The 17,571-nt window shown below is 58.9% G+C and carries 16 protein-coding genes; 14 read left to right on the top strand and 2 right to left on the bottom strand.

Annotated elements, in window-relative coordinates; all coding sequences use genetic code 11:
* The first annotated feature begins 36 nt into the window (after positions 1–36).
* From FKB36_RS04920 to FKB36_RS04890, 7 genes are all read left to right on the top strand, one after another.
* On the top strand, positions 37–1,290 hold the full coding sequence (locus FKB36_RS04920; RefSeq protein ID WP_261596921.1) for a 3-isopropylmalate dehydratase large subunit: 1,254 nt from the start codon (positions 37–39) through the stop codon (positions 1,288–1,290).
* Positions 1,291–1,293: 3 nt separating this feature from the next.
* Positions 1,294–1,785 carry a 3-isopropylmalate dehydratase small subunit gene (locus FKB36_RS04915; protein WP_261596920.1) on the top strand — a complete coding sequence of 164 codons (492 nt, stop codon included), beginning with the start codon at positions 1,294–1,296 and terminating at the stop codon, positions 1,783–1,785.
* Positions 1,770–2,891 (top strand): 3-isopropylmalate dehydrogenase, encoded by a 1,122-nt coding sequence (locus tag FKB36_RS04910; protein ID WP_261596919.1) that lies wholly within the window; start codon positions 1,770–1,772, stop codon positions 2,889–2,891. Before FKB36_RS04915 ends, FKB36_RS04910 begins: the two co-directional genes overlap by 16 nt.
* 255 nt (positions 2,892–3,146) lie before the next feature.
* Positions 3,147–4,304 (top strand): nitrogenase component 1, encoded by a 1,158-nt coding sequence (locus tag FKB36_RS04905; RefSeq protein WP_261596918.1) that lies wholly within the window; start codon positions 3,147–3,149, stop codon positions 4,302–4,304.
* An 88-nt stretch (positions 4,305–4,392) separates the two neighbouring features.
* On the top strand, positions 4,393–4,599 hold the full coding sequence (locus tag FKB36_RS04900; protein ID WP_261596917.1) for a hypothetical protein: 207 nt from the start codon (positions 4,393–4,395) through the stop codon (positions 4,597–4,599).
* Between the two features lie 66 nt (positions 4,600–4,665).
* The gene (locus FKB36_RS04895) at positions 4,666–5,151 is read left to right on the top strand and encodes a GNAT family N-acetyltransferase (protein WP_261596916.1); all 486 of its coding nucleotides are present in this window, start codon (positions 4,666–4,668) and stop codon (positions 5,149–5,151) included.
* A gap of 9 nt (positions 5,152–5,160) precedes the next feature.
* On the top strand, positions 5,161–5,745 hold the full coding sequence (locus tag FKB36_RS04890) for a PH domain-containing protein (protein ID WP_261596915.1): 585 nt from the start codon (positions 5,161–5,163) through the stop codon (positions 5,743–5,745).
* A 31-nt stretch (positions 5,746–5,776) separates the two neighbouring features.
* Here FKB36_RS04890 and FKB36_RS04885 read toward each other — a convergent pair whose 3' ends face one another.
* Positions 5,777–6,250, bottom strand: a complete 474-nt coding sequence (locus tag FKB36_RS04885; RefSeq protein WP_261596914.1) for a universal stress protein — start codon at positions 6,248–6,250, stop codon at positions 5,777–5,779.
* Positions 6,251–6,982: 732 nt separating this feature from the next.
* Entirely contained in the window at positions 6,983–7,444 is a 462-nt protein-coding gene (locus FKB36_RS04880) for a hypothetical protein (protein WP_261596913.1), read from the bottom strand.
* A 73-nt stretch (positions 7,445–7,517) separates the two neighbouring features.
* Here FKB36_RS04880 and FKB36_RS04875 point away from each other — a divergent pair, with 73 nt between their 5' ends.
* The 7 genes from FKB36_RS04875 (at position 7,518) to FKB36_RS04845 (ending at position 17,552) form a co-directional block, all read left to right on the top strand.
* Positions 7,518–8,132, top strand: coding sequence for a hypothetical protein (locus FKB36_RS04875; RefSeq protein WP_261596912.1), 615 nt, complete (start codon positions 7,518–7,520; stop codon positions 8,130–8,132).
* A gap of 10 nt (positions 8,133–8,142) precedes the next feature.
* On the top strand, positions 8,143–9,648 hold the full coding sequence (locus FKB36_RS04870; RefSeq protein ID WP_261596911.1) for a type I restriction-modification system subunit M: 1,506 nt from the start codon (positions 8,143–8,145) through the stop codon (positions 9,646–9,648).
* Positions 9,649–9,748: 100 nt separating this feature from the next.
* Positions 9,749–10,615 carry a DNA damage-inducible protein D gene (gene dinD, locus FKB36_RS04865; protein WP_261596910.1) on the top strand — a complete coding sequence of 289 codons (867 nt, stop codon included), beginning with the start codon at positions 9,749–9,751 and terminating at the stop codon, positions 10,613–10,615.
* The gene (locus FKB36_RS04860; protein WP_261596909.1) at positions 10,605–12,512 is read left to right on the top strand and encodes an SIR2 family protein; all 1,908 of its coding nucleotides are present in this window, start codon (positions 10,605–10,607) and stop codon (positions 12,510–12,512) included. Before dinD ends, FKB36_RS04860 begins: the two co-directional genes overlap by 11 nt.
* Complete coding sequence (locus FKB36_RS04855; RefSeq protein WP_261596908.1) at positions 12,512–13,876, top strand: restriction endonuclease subunit S; 1,365 nt, start codon at positions 12,512–12,514, stop codon at positions 13,874–13,876. The genes FKB36_RS04860 and FKB36_RS04855 overlap by 1 nt, the downstream gene beginning before the upstream one ends.
* Positions 13,873–16,830, top strand: a complete 2,958-nt coding sequence (locus FKB36_RS04850) for a type I restriction endonuclease subunit R (RefSeq protein ID WP_261596907.1) — start codon at positions 13,873–13,875, stop codon at positions 16,828–16,830. Before FKB36_RS04855 ends, FKB36_RS04850 begins: the two co-directional genes overlap by 4 nt.
* Positions 16,827–17,552 carry a M48 family metallopeptidase gene (locus FKB36_RS04845; RefSeq protein ID WP_261596906.1) on the top strand — a complete coding sequence of 242 codons (726 nt, stop codon included), beginning with the start codon at positions 16,827–16,829 and terminating at the stop codon, positions 17,550–17,552. The genes FKB36_RS04850 and FKB36_RS04845 overlap by 4 nt, the downstream gene beginning before the upstream one ends.
* Positions 17,553–17,571 lie beyond the last annotated feature (19 nt).

Below are 17,571 nucleotides of genomic sequence, written 5' to 3'. Positions count from 1 at the left end.
GATACGTCCGGAACGCGTAACAGAACACGATACTGTATGTCGGCGACTATCGCAGAGAAGATATTTTCGCAACGGTGCGGAAGATCCGTCCGCGCAGGAGAGGTAGTGATGGCACCCGTGGATGCAGCGATGATCCACGACATCACCGGCCCGCTTGCGGTCAGGGTCTTTCGCGAGATGGGTGGAGAACGCGTATTCGATCCGGAGCGGATCATCATGCTCTTCGACCACCAGATTCCCGCCGACTCGATTCCCGCCGCCGAGAACCACGTCTTCATGCGGGAGTTCGCAAAAGAGCAGGGGATCCACAACTACGACCTCCTGGAGGGCGTCTGCCACCAGGTCGTGATGGAGAAGGGGCGGGCGGCGCCGGGCGAGATCGTCGTCGGCACCGACTCCCACACCTGCACCTACGGCGCGGCGGGGGCGTTCGCGACCGGGATCGGTTCGACCGATATGGGGTTCGTCCTGAAGTTCGGGGCGCTCTACTTCCGGGTGCCCGAGAGCATTCGGGTCGAGGTCGAGGGTGCGTTCGGTAGGAGGGTGGGAGCAAAAGACCTGATCCTCTCCCTCGCCGGGGATATAGGCGCGGATGGGGCGACCTACATGGCGCTCGAGTTCGCCGGCCGGGCGATGCGCGAGATGAATATGGCGGGCCGGATGACCTGCGCGAACATGGCGATCGAGATGGGGGCAAAAGCGGGGATCGTGGCGCCCGATGCGGCCACCTGGGACTACGTCACCGCCCGCCGCGATATCAAGCCGTTCGATCTCGAGGGCGATGCGGATGCGAGCTATCGGGAGCGCCGGCACTACGACGTCACCGACCTCGCCCCGCAGGTCGCCGTCCCGCACAACGTTGACAACGTCGTGGACGTGACGGATGTCGCCGGGACGAAGGTCGACCAGGTCTTCATCGGCTCCTGCACGAACGGCCGCTACGAGGATCTCGCCGAGGCGGCCGAGGTGCTCGGAAACGCCGACCGCTTCGCCGACGGGGTCCGGGTGATCGTCATCCCGGCCTCGCGGACGGAGTACTTGAAGGCCCTCCGGGCGGGGCTGATCGAGCGGTTCGTCGAGGCGGGCGCGCTCGTGGAAGCGCCCTGCTGCGGCCCCTGCATGGGCGGGGCGTTCGGCCTCCTCGCTCCGGGAGAGGTCTCGCTCTCGACGTCGAACCGGAACTTCCGGGGGAGGCAGGGGAGCGCTCAGGCATCGGTCTACCTCTCCTCGCCGGCGACGGCGGCGGCGAGCGCCCTCTACGGTGAGATCACCGACCCGAGGGAGGTGTGAATCATGCGAGTCTGGAAGTTCGGCAACGATATCGATACGGATGCAATCATACCGGGCAGGTTCCTCACGATCTATGACCCGGCGGAGCTCGCGAAGCACGCGTTCGAGGGGACGAGGGACGAGTTTGCACAAGAGGTGCGGGACGGCGACGTCGTCGTCGGCGGCACCAACTTCGGGTGCGGCTCCTCCCGCGAGCACGCGCCGCTCGCGCTCCTCGGCGCCGGGGTGAAGGTCGTGGTCGCGAAGTCGTTTGCGCGGATCTTCTACCGGAACGCCGTCAACACGGGACTCCTGCCCCTGATCTCTGCCGGGACGGACTCTGTCCGTGACGGGGATGCCGTGACCGTGAATATCGCCGGAGGCTATATCGATGTGAACGGGAAGCGGCTCCCCGTCGAGCCGGTGCCCGGGTTCATGAAAGAGATCGTTGATGCCGGCGGGCTTGTGGCCTACGCGAAAGACCTGGATGAGGTGAAGACATGCAACACAGAGTAGCCGCGATCGGCGGGGACGGGATCGGCCCTGAGATCGTCGCGGCAGGAAGAGAGGTCATCGACGCCGCGGGCGAGCGGTATGGATTCGATGTCGCGTGGACTGACTTCGATATCGGAGCGGAACGCTATCTTGAGACGGGCGAACTCCTGACCGAGGAGGATATCCGGGAACTCTCGAAGTTCTCCGCGATCTACTTCGGCGCCATCGGCGACGACCGGGTGAAGCCCGGGATCCTGGAGAAGGGCATCCTCCTTGCCATCCGGTTCCACTTCGACCAGTTCATCAATCTCAGACCGATCAAACTCCTCGACGGGGTTGCAACGCCGCTCGCAAACAAGCGTCCCGAGGATATCGACTTCGTCGTCGTCAGGGAGAACACCGAGGACTTCTACGTCGGGATCGGCTCGCGATTTGCCGGCCGGCGCGAGGAGAAGACCCTCGAGGTCGTCCGCGACCTCTACAACGTCAAATTCGGCCTCGACGTCGAGACCGACGCCGACGAACTCGCCTACCAGATCGGTATCATCACCCGGCCGGGTGCCGAGCGGGCGATCCGCTACGCCTTCGATCTCGCGGAACGGAGGGAGAAGAAGGTCACGTCGGTCGACAAGGCAAACGTCCTCTCCGACGTCTACGGCCTCTGGCGTGACGTCTTCACCGAGGTCGCCGCCGGCTACCCGGGCGTTGCAACGGAGTTCAACTTCGTCGACGCCGTCACGATGTGGTTCGTCAAGAACCCCGAGTGGTTCGACGTCGTCGTCACCCCGAACATGTTCGGCGACATCATCACCGACCTTGGCGCCATGATCCAGGGCGGGCTCGGGCTCGCCCCCGGCGGGAACATCAACCCGACCGGGACCTCGATGTTCGAGCCGATCCACGGCTCCGCGCCGAAGTACCGCGGCCAGGACGTTGCAAACCCGCTTGCAACCGTCTGGGCGGGCTCGATGCTCCTCGACCACCTCGGCGAGCACGAGGCAGCGGCGGCGGTTCTCCGGGCGATCGAGAGGAGTATCCTCGACGGGTACGTAACCCGGGATATGGGCGGCGCGAAGAAGACGAGCGAGGTCGGGCGGTACCTCGCGGGGCTTGTGAAGACAGTATAGGACCTGCCGCCTTTTCTCCCTCTATTTCTATCTTCACACCCTAACCGGGTTTCGAGCGAAGTCCGGGCGTTGTTAACTCCTTTCCTTCGCGGCTTCGCGTCCTTCGCGTGAGACCCGATTGCTTTTCCTACTACAACCTCACGCGAAGCCGCGAAGGACGCGAAGCCGCGCCACCGGTACCTAAAGATGTCTCGCGAGCGCCTCCCCCCGGAACCCGTCTTTTATATCCCCGCACCGCCATGATCTTCTAGATCGATGCAAAACGACCAGCATACACCGTGCGAGAACCCGCTCTGGCCCTGTGCGATGACCGGGGCGGTCGCCTGCCTCGCGGGATTCGAGGACCTCGCCGTCGTCGTCCATGGTTCGAGCGGGTGCTACTTCTACCCCGCGTCGCTCGTCGGGGTCCCCATCCACGGGACGTTCCTCGTCGAGAACGAGGTCATCTTCGGAACGGAGTCCCGTCTCGCGGAGGTGATCCGGGAACTCGACGGCCGCTACGCCCGGATAGCCGTGGTCAACACCTGCGTCCCCGCGATCATGGGGGAGGATATCGGCGACCTTGCCGGCGACGGGCAGATCCTCGTCGTCGACAGCCCCGGGTTCCTCGGCGACCTCGAGGCCGGCTACCGCCGTGCGCTCGAGACGATCGCGCCGGAGGTCGACCCTGGCGCCCCCGGCGTCAACATCGACGGCATCTGCCGCACCGACCCTTTCTGCCGGGGAAACGCCCTCGAGGCGCGGCGTCTGCTCAACCTAGCCGGGGCGCCGGTCGCCACTACCTTCTGCCTCGACCGTTACGCCGCGACCCGCCGGGCGGCGCCGTTCACCGTCGGGACGAACCCGGACATCGCAAGCGGCGTCGGGATCTCCTGCGGCTCGATCCTCGGCCTCGATGGTGTCACCGAGACCTTCGAGCGGCTTACCGTCGAGATCGACAGGGTGGACCCCCGGCCGGTCATGGAAGAAGTCGCGTGGGCCGATGCCCGGATCAGGAAGGCCTGCGACAAATACCTCAGGAGGTTTGACCCTCCACGGGTCGCGATCGCCGGCACCGCCGCATACGCCTCGTTCGCCGCCGACCTCCTCGACCGCTACCTCGGCGCCGATATCGCCTGCGTCACCGCCCGGAACAGCGCGCCCGGCGCCACGAATACGACCGACTTCTCCGTCATCCGGGATATGATCCGGGGCGCCGAACCCGACCTGATCCTCGGTTCCTCCTACGAAGCGTCGATCGCCCCCGGCGCCGCATTCGTCGGGTTGACGCTGCCGCTCCGGAACAGGGTCGCCCTCTCCTCCCACGCGGTCGCCGGGGTGGAAGGGGCGCTCCGGCTGATGGAAGAGGTCCTCAACGCCTGCATCGACCGGAACCGGGCAGAGCGCGGCGGTCTCTTTACGTCTTCCCGGTAACCCGGCCCGCCGCAAGATATTTATAACCCGGCTCCTACCGGGGAGCCGGTTCGCCCGCAGGGCGGGCCGGTACAGGGGGGGTTATGGTATGACACATCACGGCGGATACGGCGCCCACGATATGCTTCTCGGGAAGATGTACGATCTCCTCGACGAGGACGAGATGCGGCAGTTGATGGTGCGGATGCTCGAGTCCCGCATCAAGATGAAGGAGCAGCGCGTCGAGATGATGCAGTACAAGATCGAGACCTACAAGATGGCACGCGACATGCTCCAGAAGGGCATGAAGAAGTGAGCACCCCGGGATGGCCTTTCGCCGGGGATCGTCTCCTCTTTTTTACCTCACGGCATATATATCGGCATGGAACCGACGATCAGGGGATACCGTGATACGGATTTTTTGGCGGTCTGTGATCTGGAGCGGGAGAACAGCCCGAGTGGGTGCAAACCCGAGGTCTTCATCCGGCAGGCCGGCGTCCTCTTCGCCGGGACCTTCCTCGTCGCGGAGTCCGGCGGGGAGGTCGCCGGCTACACCATCGGCGCTCTCGTCCAGCACCGGCAGACGACAGGATGGATCGTCCGGCTGGTGGTGGCGGAGCGGTACCAGCGCAGGGGGTTCGGGGAGAGGCTCGTTTCCGCCGTCATCGCCGCCCTCCGGGAGCGGGGCGCGTATGAGGTCTATCTCTCGGTCGCGCCGGAGAACCGCGCCGCCCGTGCGCTCTACGCGCGGCACGGCTTTCTGGAGACGGAGTTCTGCCCGGCCTACTTCGGCGAGGGAGGCGATCGCTGCATCCTCCGAAGAGACCTCACCGACCGGGAAGATTTAATCTGCTCCGGCAGAGAATGATGCGATACCATGCCCCTCATCACCTTTCGCATAGGAGAAGCGTTCAAACCGGTGCCGCAGTTCCGGTCGTACCTCTACGCGTCCCTGGTCCTGGCCGTCGTCTTCCTCGTTCTGCCGTGGCTTGCTCCCGCCGTCATCTTCAGCCCGCCGCCCGTCGCTCTCGCCATCGCCATCCCGTCGCTCGCCGTCATCGCCTTCGTCGCCTACTGGATACCGCTCTACCACGAGAGCATCGTCTACCGGCTCAGCGTCACCGAGGTGACCTGGCAGCGCGGGGTCTGGTTCCGGCAGACGGGGATCGTCCCCTACAACCGGATCACGAACGTCGATATCTCCCAGGGGCCCCTGATGCGGTTCTTCTCCTTCTCGGCGGTCAGGGTGCAGACCGCGGGCTACTCCGCCCAGGCGCAGGCGGAGATCGTCATCAACGGGATAGCCGACCCAAGGGATCTCCAGGAGAAGATCATGAACTTCGTGCGGAGGACCGGGCCGGTTGCGGTCGAGGGTGCGCCGGAAGAACCGCTGACCGCCGATGCGGTCGTGGAAGAGTTACGGGCGATCCGGGTCCTGCTGGAGAGCCGACAGGAAAAATAAGGGGGTTCGTCTGGTCTGTCGGGGGGAGCCTTCACCCTCCGATGACCGTGTCGCGCTTGATGACCAGGACCGGCTGGCGGGCGTTCTTGATCACGTACTCCGAGACCGTCCCGAGCAGGCGGTCGCGGAGGTTCGAGCTGCCGTGGGAGCCGATGACGATGAGCGAGACCCCATCTGCATCCGCCGCGGCCACGATCCCCGCTCCCGGCGTTCCGACGGGTGTGCGGACGATCACCTGCATGCCCTGTTTTTCGAGCGTCCGGCGGATATCGATGATCCGGTGCCGGGCCTTTTCGCGGTATTGCCGCTGGACCTCGCTCTCCCGGTCGGGCACGGTTCCGAGGAATCCCTGCCCGCCTGAAGCGGCGAGCGGGGTCTCCCTGGGATCGAGGACGTGGACGAGGACCACCTCCCGGGTTCCCGCCTCGTGCAGCACGGGGATATAGTCCAGCACCTTCATGGACGGCTCCGAGAAGTCCGTTGGAACCAGGATGCGTTTGAACATTCTGACACTCACTCCGATGAGTCCTTTCTGCGGAGAGGATATAAATGAGATTGTATTGATTTCATTTGATGAGCGGAGGTCTCGATACTGCTGGGGACGGGAGGTGGTGGGAGAGTGGTGTCAGCGGATGAGGGTTTGATCTGAGAACTCAGTTTTCAATCGTTTTTTTTTTTAAAATACTTGGATTATAGCATCTATTGCAGATCCTTCCTGCTTCTTTCAATCACATAATCTTATATGTGACGTTTTGCTAGATGTTGCATCGAGTGGCATCACAGAATGATGACAAAACCCTGTACCTGAGCCGTGGTGGATATCACGTTTGTGGTAGGGATGATCTTGGGGTAGAAACGTATGGGTGGGATCATATGTGGTGCCGATGGCATGTGCTTTCATGCCATGAGGCGAATGAAAGCTTGGGTAATAGTTCATGGGGAGTTTGTTTCGAATCGCCTCTGGTATCATATATCCATGTAAAGTGTAGCGAAGCCTGTGAGCATAAACTCATTGTTAGAATGGCGGCAGAGGCACTATGCATCCATAAAACACTGCTTGACGATGCCCAGGATCGGAAACCATAAGTATGGGTACGACGCACGGTAATATTGACGAGTGCGATACGAAAATTGTGGGCTCATCCTCGACAAGAATCTCCTTTTGTCGAGACCTAACCCAAAGGTCGGTGATGACGGCACACAATCTCTGACGTAGATAAGTTGCTTCCTCTCATCATCAAGTTTTGGGTTCGGGCGTATTGAATCCGAACATGAGGTTGGGAGGCTCAAAACCCCTCTCCAAGTATAGGAATGAATGAAAGTCAAACTGCAACCCCTCCGGGGTAAGAGAGCTCGATTCATCGCAACTTTCGGTGGATATGGCACGTATCGGGAAAAAGGCATAATGCGGAGATCCGTCCATCTCCAGAATATCTGGGACGCGCGTGGTAAGTTTTTTACCGCCCATGCTTGGGTCAACCACACTCCTGAATTCGATGTGATTGGAGAGATCCAAGAGGGTGACGTTATAGTATTCACCGCTCAAGTAGACGAATATTTCCAGGTCTCTAGAGTGCGGAGGATCTTCAACCTTCCAGTTCGAACACCTACCACTGGTTGTCAGCTGCGTTCTCCGATGAACGTCCGAAAACTCGGGCCCATTCCGATCTCTGATCATGGGGTGGAACATGATGCTCATATGTCCCTGTTTTTTGTCGGCACCGGATTGAACAGACATGAGGGTCTTGCTCCCTCGCACAGGACGTGACTAGATGCACTCCACAAACATGGACTCCAAGGCACGATGTGGTGCAGTGGTAGTTCCCCTCAAATTTCTTCTGGAAACAAAAATCACGGGGTTATCTTCGTACTATCTAAAACCAGATAAGGGCGATCCTACCGTCGACATTCCTCTTGTCAATATGGGCGATATTGTTGACGGCGTTATCAACACTGGAACAGTCAAAAGGGCAACTGTCAGAAGAACCGGAAAATTAGAGAGCGACACTATCTTGCCTGGTGATGTTATCCTTACTCTTCGTGCCCAACCCTTCCGTGCCGCGATCGCAGGTCCGGATGTTGCCGGTGCGGCACTCAGCGCTAATCTTGTAGGACTACGATGCTCGGACCTGATTAAACCGGAAATTCTTGCGGCCTGGTTCAATAGTTCTGCAGGCCAGCGCATCCTTGTTCCACGAGCTGGTATATCCACTCTGGTAGGCATCTCCCTTAAAGAGTTGTTGCAGGTAGAGGTTCCGGTACCTCCCCGTGAGCAACAGGATCTCTTGAGCAGGTATCTTGCACTAGCAACCGAGCATACCAGGATCCTCAAAGAGGAGCAGAAACTCTTGGACTCTATTGTTGACTCGATAATAAATTCCCTTTAATGTGATGACAATGGCGACAATTACATTCGAAGAAATGAAGAAGAAGACCTGGGAGGCAGCGGATATTCTCCGTGGGTCTATCAGTTCGGCTGATTACAAAGACTATATTCTGGGGATGCTCTTCCTGAAGCGCCTCTCCGATGTATTTGAAGAGGAAGCGGAGCGGGTCGAGCGCGAGACGGGGGATCACGATCTTGCCTGGAACGATCCCGATGAACATCTGTATTATCTCCCCGAAGGATGCCTGTGGAAGGACATTCAGAAGCTTACCCAGAAGATCGGTGACTCCCTGAACACGATCACGCAGAAGATTGAGGATCAGAACCCGGTGATGGAAAAAGTTCTCGGGAACATCGATTTCAACTCGTATAAACTCGGTGATCTCAAGCAGCGGGATACCAACCTGTCTGCGCTTATCAGGAATTTCTCTGCAATCCCGATGAGGAACGCCGACCTCGAAAGCCCGGATATGCTCGGAGATGTCTACATGTATCTCATCGAGCGGTTTGCCGATGATGGCGGGAAGAAGGGGGGAGAGTTCTTCACGCCCTATCAGGTCGCTGATCTGCTGGCCCGGATCCTCGACCCAAAGGAGGGTATGCGCATTCACGACCCGTGTTGCGGGTCAGGTGGCGCAGTGATCCAGTGCGCGAGGCTCGTGAAGGAGGAAGGGGGCAACCCGGCAAACCTCACCCTGACCGGGCAGGAGAAGAATATCGGAACCTGGGGTCTCTGTAAGATGAACATGCTCCTCCACGGTTACATCGATGCCGATATCAGGGCTGGGGACACGATCCGGGAGCCGCAGTTCTTGCTTGACAACCACCTTATGCAGTTTGACCGGGTTATCAGCAATCCACCGTTCTCGCTCGACAAGTGGGGCCAGGAGATGGCGGAGAAAGATCCGTTCGGCAGGTTCGGCTACGGCATACCCCCGGCGACGAAAGGGGACTGGGCCTTTGTGCTCCACATGATCAACATCCTCAACGAGATCGGGAAACTTGCAGTCATCGTGCCGCATGGAGTGCTCTTCCGCGGCGGTGCCGAGGGGAGGATCCGGACGAACGTCCTTAAGGATGACCTGGTGGAGGCGGTGATCGGGCTTGCGCCGAATCTCTTCTTCGGCACATCGATCCCGGCCGGGGTTCTGATCGTCAACAAGGACAAGCCCGCCGAGCGGAAGGAGAAGGTCCTCTTCATCGAGGCCTCGGCGGAGTTCCTGGAGGGGAAGAACCAGAACTGCCTGCGCCGGGAGGACGTCGAGAAGATCGTGACGGCCTACCGGGATTACCAGGATATAGAGAAGCTCTGCCGAGTTGTTCCGATGGAGGAGATCGCGGAGAATGACTACAACCTGAACATCACCCGCTACGTGGACACGACGCCCGAGGAAGAGGTTGTGGATGTCGCGGCGGTTGCCAGAGAACTGCACGACCTGCGGGAGCGCCGGGCAGTGGTTGAGGCGGAGATGGACCGGTACCTGGATGAACTGGGCTATACGGGGCGGTCGGCGTGAGCGAGGAGATGCCGGGTGCGGCTAACCGTATTGTGGCCCGGATACTCGATCCTGAGGCAACTATTCGGGAATTCCGAATTGTTCGGCGTGGAGACTTCCGATGAAACCCGAAGTTGTGCACCGGCTTCACCGACATTTCGAGGATTACGTCCACGATGCAGGCGGGGTCGAGTTCTGGTATGCCCGGGACCTTCAGGTGTTGCTGGGTTACAAGGAGTGGCGGAATTTCGTCAAAGTTGTTGTAAAGGCTAAAGAATCCTGCCAAACTACGAAACACGAGATTTCAGACCATTTTGTTGACGTCAACAAAATGGTTTCCCTCGGGTCGGGGTCGGAGCGGGAGATCTCTGACATCATGCTGACCCGGTATGCCTGTTACCTCATCGCCCAGAACGGGGATCCCAGGAAAGAGGAGATCGCGTTTGCCCAGAGTTACTTCGCCGTGCAGACCCGCAAGCAGGAGCTCATCGAGGAGCACATCCATCTCACCGAACGCCTGAAAGCCCGGGAACGGCTGCGAGAATCAGAGTCCGAACTTTCGCGGAATATCTACGAGCGCGGCGTGGATGAGGCAGGGTTCGGGCGGATCCGCAGCAGAGGTGATATGGCGCTTTTCGGCGGATATACCACCCAGGCGATGAAGGAGCGGCTTGGGACGCCCCAAAATCGTCCCCTTGCTGATTTCCTCCCGACGGTGACGATCACGGCGAAGAACCTCGCCACCGAGATCACGAACTTCAACGTGGCTAAAGAGGATCTCCAGGGCGAGCGTGCGATCACGGACGAACATGTCCAGAATAACACAGATGTCAGAGACCTCCTCGTGCGGCGCGGGATCAAGCCCGAGTCCCTCCCTCCGGAGGAGGACCTGAAGAAACTCGAACGACGGACGAGGTCGCAGGAGAAGAAGATCGCCGGCACTGCCGGACGGCTGACAAACGCGGAGAAGACCGACGATGAAGGCTGATGCTGTTGTGCCGGTCGCATACGCGATGCAGGCCTCCCCGAAACGCTACGCCCTGTTGCTTGGGGCGGGGATCTCGGTTGCTGCGGCCCTTCCGACGGCAAGCGACGTCTCCGGGAATATGATCCTTGCCGTCGCCGAAGGGCGGGGCGAGAAGGTGGAGAGAGGGGAGAATAATGAGGTCTGTCTTGCGTGGTTCGAGGAGGCGTTTGGGGAACCTGCGACATTCCAGCACCTCATGAAGGAACTCGGGATTTCCGAGGCGAACCGGAAAGACGGGCTGAAAAAGTTCATTTATCGGACCGACGTGAACGGCGGTCCCGCCCCTGGAACCCCTACCGAGGCTCACCGCGTCATTGCGAGGCTGGTGAAGTCCGGAAGGATCTCCCTCATCATCACCACGAATTTCGACACGCTGATGGAGGAGGCGCTGAAGGTAGAGAGGGTTCCCTACGAGGTCATCACCGAGGAGTCGGACGTCAGGCAGATGTCGGTATTCCCGGACCGGTGCCGGGTCCTGAAGGTCAACGGCGATTTCGAGCGGGGGACGCTCCGGATCACTCCGGAAGACCTCAGGCAGTATCCTCCGGCGATGGAGGACTACCTGAGACGGATCTTCGGGGAGTACGGCCTCGTGACCTGCGGATGGTCCGGGAATTACGACACACACCTCGTAGAGATCCTCTGCGCTACGGATACTCCTCGCCGGTATCCGGTCTTCTGGTGCCGGAGGAATGGGGGGAGCGACCCCTCCGAGGTGTGCAAGTCCCTCTTACCAAACGGGATCGATATCGACGACGCAGACGAGTTCTTCACGACGCTCGAAGTGGTGATTGAAAGGTTTGCGCGGTTTGAGCCGAGGACTACTCTAACCGCCGCTCCGGCGGTGAGGAAAGTCAAGGACGCCCTCCGGCAAGACAAACCCGAACTTGTTCTTCCCGATCTCATCAATGAAGAGACGGATCGAGTCCTTGCGTTCCTCACAGACAAGAGTCGATACCAGGCCGACACTATTGATGGCAGGGAGTTCTACACAGCGATGCTCATGGGATTGGAAGGTACCGCCGCACCCCTGGCAGCGATGGTCGCTACGGTGGCACAGTACGACGATGAGGTGTTTGTAGACCTCGTCTCGGACACGATCGAGCGGCTGATCAACGTGCCTCCTGTTACTCCGGAGTTCTCGGAGATCCAAAACCGAAGGCAAATGGCAGTGAGCGATTATGTCGAGGGGTTGCTTCAGTTACGATACTACTCAGCTATCCTTGTGATCTATGCATCAGGTATCGCTGCCATCCGTACCGGACATTTCAACACTCTGGAGGCGATTGTCCGGAGGCCGATGAAGTCTCGGTACAATGGTCTGTTGCGGGAGAAGGTGCCTTACTATGAGTATGTAAACGTCTGGGACGCCATTGGATTAGATCATGAGTGGCTTGCCGCTCTCACGCACAAGCGGTTCGGAGACGAAATAAGTTATCGGGATTATCCATACCGGGCCATATACGAGTTCATGAAGATCCTGCTCCCTAACCAGGATGCCTTCTTTGAATCGCTCGATGTCTTTGAGTACATCTTCGGGCTTGCATATCTTGCAGACATCGAAGGAAATGTCGATGAAGGGGCATTCCTTCGTTCAAAGATACCTGGACCCTTACGATCCCGGAACCTGTATCTGTGCCGTCATGCAATGCTCGATCCGACTCAACCATTTCTGTCTCTCCCCCCCCATGTCATCGACTGCCTTGCAGTTCTCAGACAAAGGGTTAGAATCTCGACTTTCTTCGAAGGGAATTGTCCTGTGTTCGAAGCGGCAAGCCGGAAATATGCAAAAGGGTTCGGAATCAAGACATCGCAGGCTTCTAGGCCATCATTTGCATTCACAACGGTGAGCAGGTGATGAAGGACACGGATGTTTCGCCGGGATACAGGCAGAAAATGGCGGAAGTAATCCCGGAGGAATGGCACCTAACAAGGATGAAGAACTGCCTTCGCGAAATTAAAGATAAGTCCTATCCCCCACACCCCGAAGTGCCATATCTTGGGCTTGAACATCTGGATTCGGGTGAAATGGACGCTAGCGGGTGCGGAGACCCATCCCTCGTGCAAAGTACCTGCTCAGCGTTTAAAGCGGGTGATATTCTCTACGGCAAGTTGCGGCCGTATCTCGATAAGGCCATAATTGCACCTTTTGACGGAATATGTTCAACAGAAATCGTTGTAATGGATGCTAAAGAAAATTCACTGAATCAATTTCTCATCTATCACATCCACTCGGACGACTTCGTTGGACATAATGTCTCTCACGCATTTGGAACAAAGATGCCGAGGACATCTTTCAATACCATCGGCGAATATCCCCTCCCCCTCCCCCCTCTTCCCGAACAACACTGCATCGCCGCCGTCCTCTCCACCGTCGACGTCGGCATCACCGCCACCGGCGAGGTCATCGCAAAGATTGAAGAACTGAAACGAGGCCTTGTGCAAGACCTCCTCACGAAGGGTATCGATGAGAATGGACGTATTCGATCCGAGGAGATACATGAGTTCTGTGAGGTACAGAGAATGCGAGTGCCGGTGGGGTGGGAAGTTGCTCAGTTGAAAGATGTGATCTCCGAAAAACTGCAAAGCGGATACTCCGGATACGAGACTGGCGAGAGTGACGGAATAAGAGCACTAACACTTACCGCGGTGACAGAAAACAGGATAGACGTCAGCAATACAAAGTACATCAAAGCGGACCATGAACGAGTGAAGGATCTCTTCATCAGAAGAAATGACATTTTCATCGAGCGGTCAAACACGTTAGCATTGGTCGGTCTTGCTGCACTATACGAAGGGGACGAACCCTTTGCTATCTACCCGGATCTCCTGGTCCGGGCAAGAGCAAACCGCGAGATGATCTTGCCAAAGATTCTCCTCGAAAGCATATTGCATCCTAGGAGTCGGACATATTTCCGGCGCTCTGCGAAGGGAACCTCCGGAAGCATGAAGAAGATCGACCAGAAGATTATCGGAAATTTGTATCTGCCTCTCCCTCCCCTCCCCGAACAGCACCGCATCGCCGCCATCCTCTCCACCGTCGACCGCGACCTCGCTGCCGAGCGCGCCCACCGCGCCCACCTCCTGACCCTCAAGAAGGGCCTGATGCGGGATCTCCTCACCGGGCGGAAGCGGGTGCCGCTCAACGGCGCTGGCAGGATGGCCGACCCCGGTTCTCAAAGCGTAATGTCGTGCAATACTCCCCCGGAGGACCGCCCATGACCCGCGATCCCAAGGAACTGACGGAAGTAGAGAACCCGGCCGTCGAGGTGCTCACCCGCCACCTCGGCTGGACCGAACGTACGGCCCGCGAGGCCGACGCCCTCCGGCCCTCGCGTAAAGAGCCAGTCCTCGTCGGTCTCCTCAAGGAGAAGATCCGGGACCTCAACCCCTGGATCTCGGAGGAGAACATCGACCGGGCTGTCTACCAGCTCACCAGCATCCCGGCCTCCTCGGTTCTCGAAGCCAACGAGAAGATCCATGTCATGCTCGACCTCGGCACCACAGTCCTGCAGGACCTCGGTGACGGCTGGGGCGAGCGGAGCCGGACCGTCCGGCTCATCGACTACGATACGATCGAGAACAACGACTTCACCGTCGTCAGGCAGTATTCCATCGAACACTACACCGAGTGTATCCCTGACATCGCCCTCTTTGTCAATGGGATCCCCATCGGCATCGTCGAGTGCAAGAGCCCCTACATAGTCCGGGCGATGGCCGAGGCTCTCAAGCAACTCAACCGCTACCAGGAGAACGGCTCCGGGTTCAGGAACCAGGGCTGCCCGCAGCTCTTCAGGACCGCTCAGTTCCTCATCGCCACGCACGGCACGGTTGCCAGATTTGGGACGAACTACACCCCCCTGCGCCACTGGGCGGAGTGGAAAGACCCCTGGCCGTTGACCCTTGAGGATCTCACCCTCACCCTCGGCAGGCTCCCCACCTCCCAGGACGCCCTGCTCTTCGGCACCTGCTCGAAGAACAATCTCCTCGATCTCATCCAGAACTGCATCGTCTTCGAGCGCGAAGACGGCCGGGTGGTCAAGAAGGTGGCCAAGTACCCGCAGTTCCGGGCTGCCAACAAGATCCTCGCGCAGGTCACCGCCCCTGAGCGCAGGGGCGGCTTCGTCTGGCACTGGCAGGGGAGTGGCAAGAGTCTCACCATGGAGTTCACCGCCGTCAAACTCCGGCGGAACAGAGCCCTCGCCAACCCGACCATCGTCGTCGTCACCGACAGGACTGATCTCGACCAGCAGATCCACGGCACCTTCCTCCACTGCGGCTTCCCCAACCCCGTCAACGCCGCGAGCGCCGCCGACCTCAAGGAGGCCCTCTCCCGCCCCGTCGGCCAGACCGTCATGACCACCATCCAGAAGTTCCAGGACGCCGCTGAAGTCTACCCAACCCTCACCGAGGAAAGGAACATCTTTGTCCTCGTCGACGAGGCACATCGCAGCCAGTACACCATCCTCGCTGCCAACATGCGCAAGGCCCTCCCGAACGCCTGCTTCATCGGGTTCACCGGCACCCCCATCTCCCAGAAGAAGCGTGACACCTTCGCCGAGTTTGGTCCCTGCATCGACCGATACGATCACCGGCAGTCGGTCAAAGACGGGATCACCGTCCCGATCTACTACGAAGGCAGGATGTCGAAGCTCTCCATCGCCGGGAACAATCTCAAAGATCTTTCAGAGCGCCTCTTTGCCGGCTACTCCGAGGAACAGCGGGCGAAGTTCATGAGGAAGTATGTCACTAAAACCGCCATCGCCATCGCCCCGGAACGGGTCAGGCGGATCAGTGAGGACCTGCTCGAACACTACCGGACCCGGATCGAGCCCAACGGTTTCAAGGCCCAGATAGTTGCTCCCAACCGGCTCGGGGCTGTCCGGTATAAGGAGGCGCTCGACGCCCTTGGCAGACACGACTCTGCAGTCCTCATCTCCAAGATGCACAACGACGAGGAGCACTACAGACCCTATCACATCTCTAGGACAGAGGAGCAGGAGATCATCCGCCGGTATAAAGAGGAGGACGACCCGAAGATCATTATTGTCTGCGACAAGCTCCTCACCGGCTTCGATGCACCGCGAGAGCAGGTGATGTACCTCGATAGCCCCCTCAAAGAGCATACTCTCCTCCAGGCTATGGGCCGGGTGAATCGACGGTATAAAGGCAAGAGTTACGGCCTTGTGGTCGATTACTGGGGTCTTGGTGGCGCTCTCCGGGATGCTCTCAGCATGTATGACGACAACGACATCGAGGGCCTGGTCCACACCGACTTCAAGAGGGAGATCCTCCCCCACCTCCAGGCAGCCCACCGTGCCGCCATAAACTTCTTTGCACCCGTGCCAAGAGTAAGTCGGAAGGACGACTACAAACAGGCCTGCATCCTCTACCTTAAACCTGAGGACTACCGGATCGCCTTTGATCAGGTATTCAAGCAGTTCTCGCAGTATCTCGACATGCTCCTCCCCGACCCCGAAGCGTTGCGCTATGTGTCTGACCTCAGATGGCTCGCCGACATCCGTATCGGGGCGCGGAACATGTTCAGCGAGGACGACGATCCCATCGAAGATATTGAAGCAAAGGTACGGACGTTCATCGACGAGCACGTCCGGGCTGATGGTGTTATCAGCGTCTTTGAGCCGGTATCCATCTATTCGACGGACTTTAAGGCCGAAGTGGGAAGGCTCAGCTCGGACGATGCCAAGGCGAGCATGATCGAGCACGCTGTCAAACGGGAGATCCATCTTAAGCTCGAAGAGGATCCGATCTTTTACGAGTCTTTGCTGGACCGCCTGAACAGGATATTACAGGAGTATGAACAGCAGCAGATCAGCAGCGCAGAACGCCTCGCCTGCCTCACTGCAGTCCTCGACGATGCCAAGAACCCGCAACGGCACGCCGAAACCCTTGGCCTCGACCCTGAAGTCGCACCCTTCTATCTGGTGATGGCAGCGGAAATCGAGAATCCGGAGCGTTTCAAAGAGGCAGCGTCGGATATCTGCGCGGTTATCAGGGGGCACACAGTGATCGACTGGCAGCAGAAAGAGAATACCAAGCGAATGATGCGCCAGAATGTCAAGAGGGTGCTCCGATCGGTCGGATACCCGCAGGACAAGGTCCAGGATATGGCGGCCCGTCTCATCGAATTGGCCGCACGGAGGTATCGAGGATGACCGGGACTGGAGCCATACTGTTCGGGACAACAACGATCCGGTATACCGTCTCGTTCAGCTCCCGGCGAAAGAAGGCGGCGATTGCGGTCTACCCAGATACAAGTGTGGCCGTGACGGTCCCGACCGGCACGACTCACGACTCGGTGCGCGAACTCGTCCAGAAAAAGGCTCCCTGGATCCTGGAGCAGATTGGGGGCTTTGAGCACCTCGCTATGTTCGACGCCACGAAGAGGTATGTCAGCGGTGAGACATTTCTCTACCTGGGACGGCAGTATCGACTGAAGATCGCCGTCAGGGGGGAGGAATTATCTGTAAAACTTGTGGGAGGGTATTTTGAGGTGACGATACCTGATGACGTGTGCCCTGAGGTTGACCCGGTCAGGCATGCTCTCTGCGCCTGGTACAAAGAGCACGCCCTGCAGAAAGCGCGTGAGGCGGTGCGAGTCTATGCTCAACGACTTCGTCTTGATCCCCCGAAGATAACAATCCGGCGCCAGTTGAAACGATGGGGGAGTTGCACGAAAGACGGTGTGCTCAACATCAATTTCCTGATTATCATGGCGCCCATGTCCCAGGTGGAGTATGTGGTGGCCCATGAACTCTGCCATCTTCGGCACAAGGATCACTCCGCCGAGTTCTGGGACCTTCTCAGATTGTTAATGCCGGACTATGAGATCCGAAAAGAGAGGTTGCGGAAGGAAGGATGGAGGTATGTGCTGTGAATGCTCAAGATCTCGCTTG

This window comes from Methanoculleus formosensis (assembly GCF_025384765.1).
Classification (GTDB): Archaea; Halobacteriota; Methanomicrobia; order Methanomicrobiales; family Methanoculleaceae; genus Methanoculleus; species Methanoculleus formosensis.
This window is presented reverse-complemented; position numbering and strand designations above follow the sequence as displayed.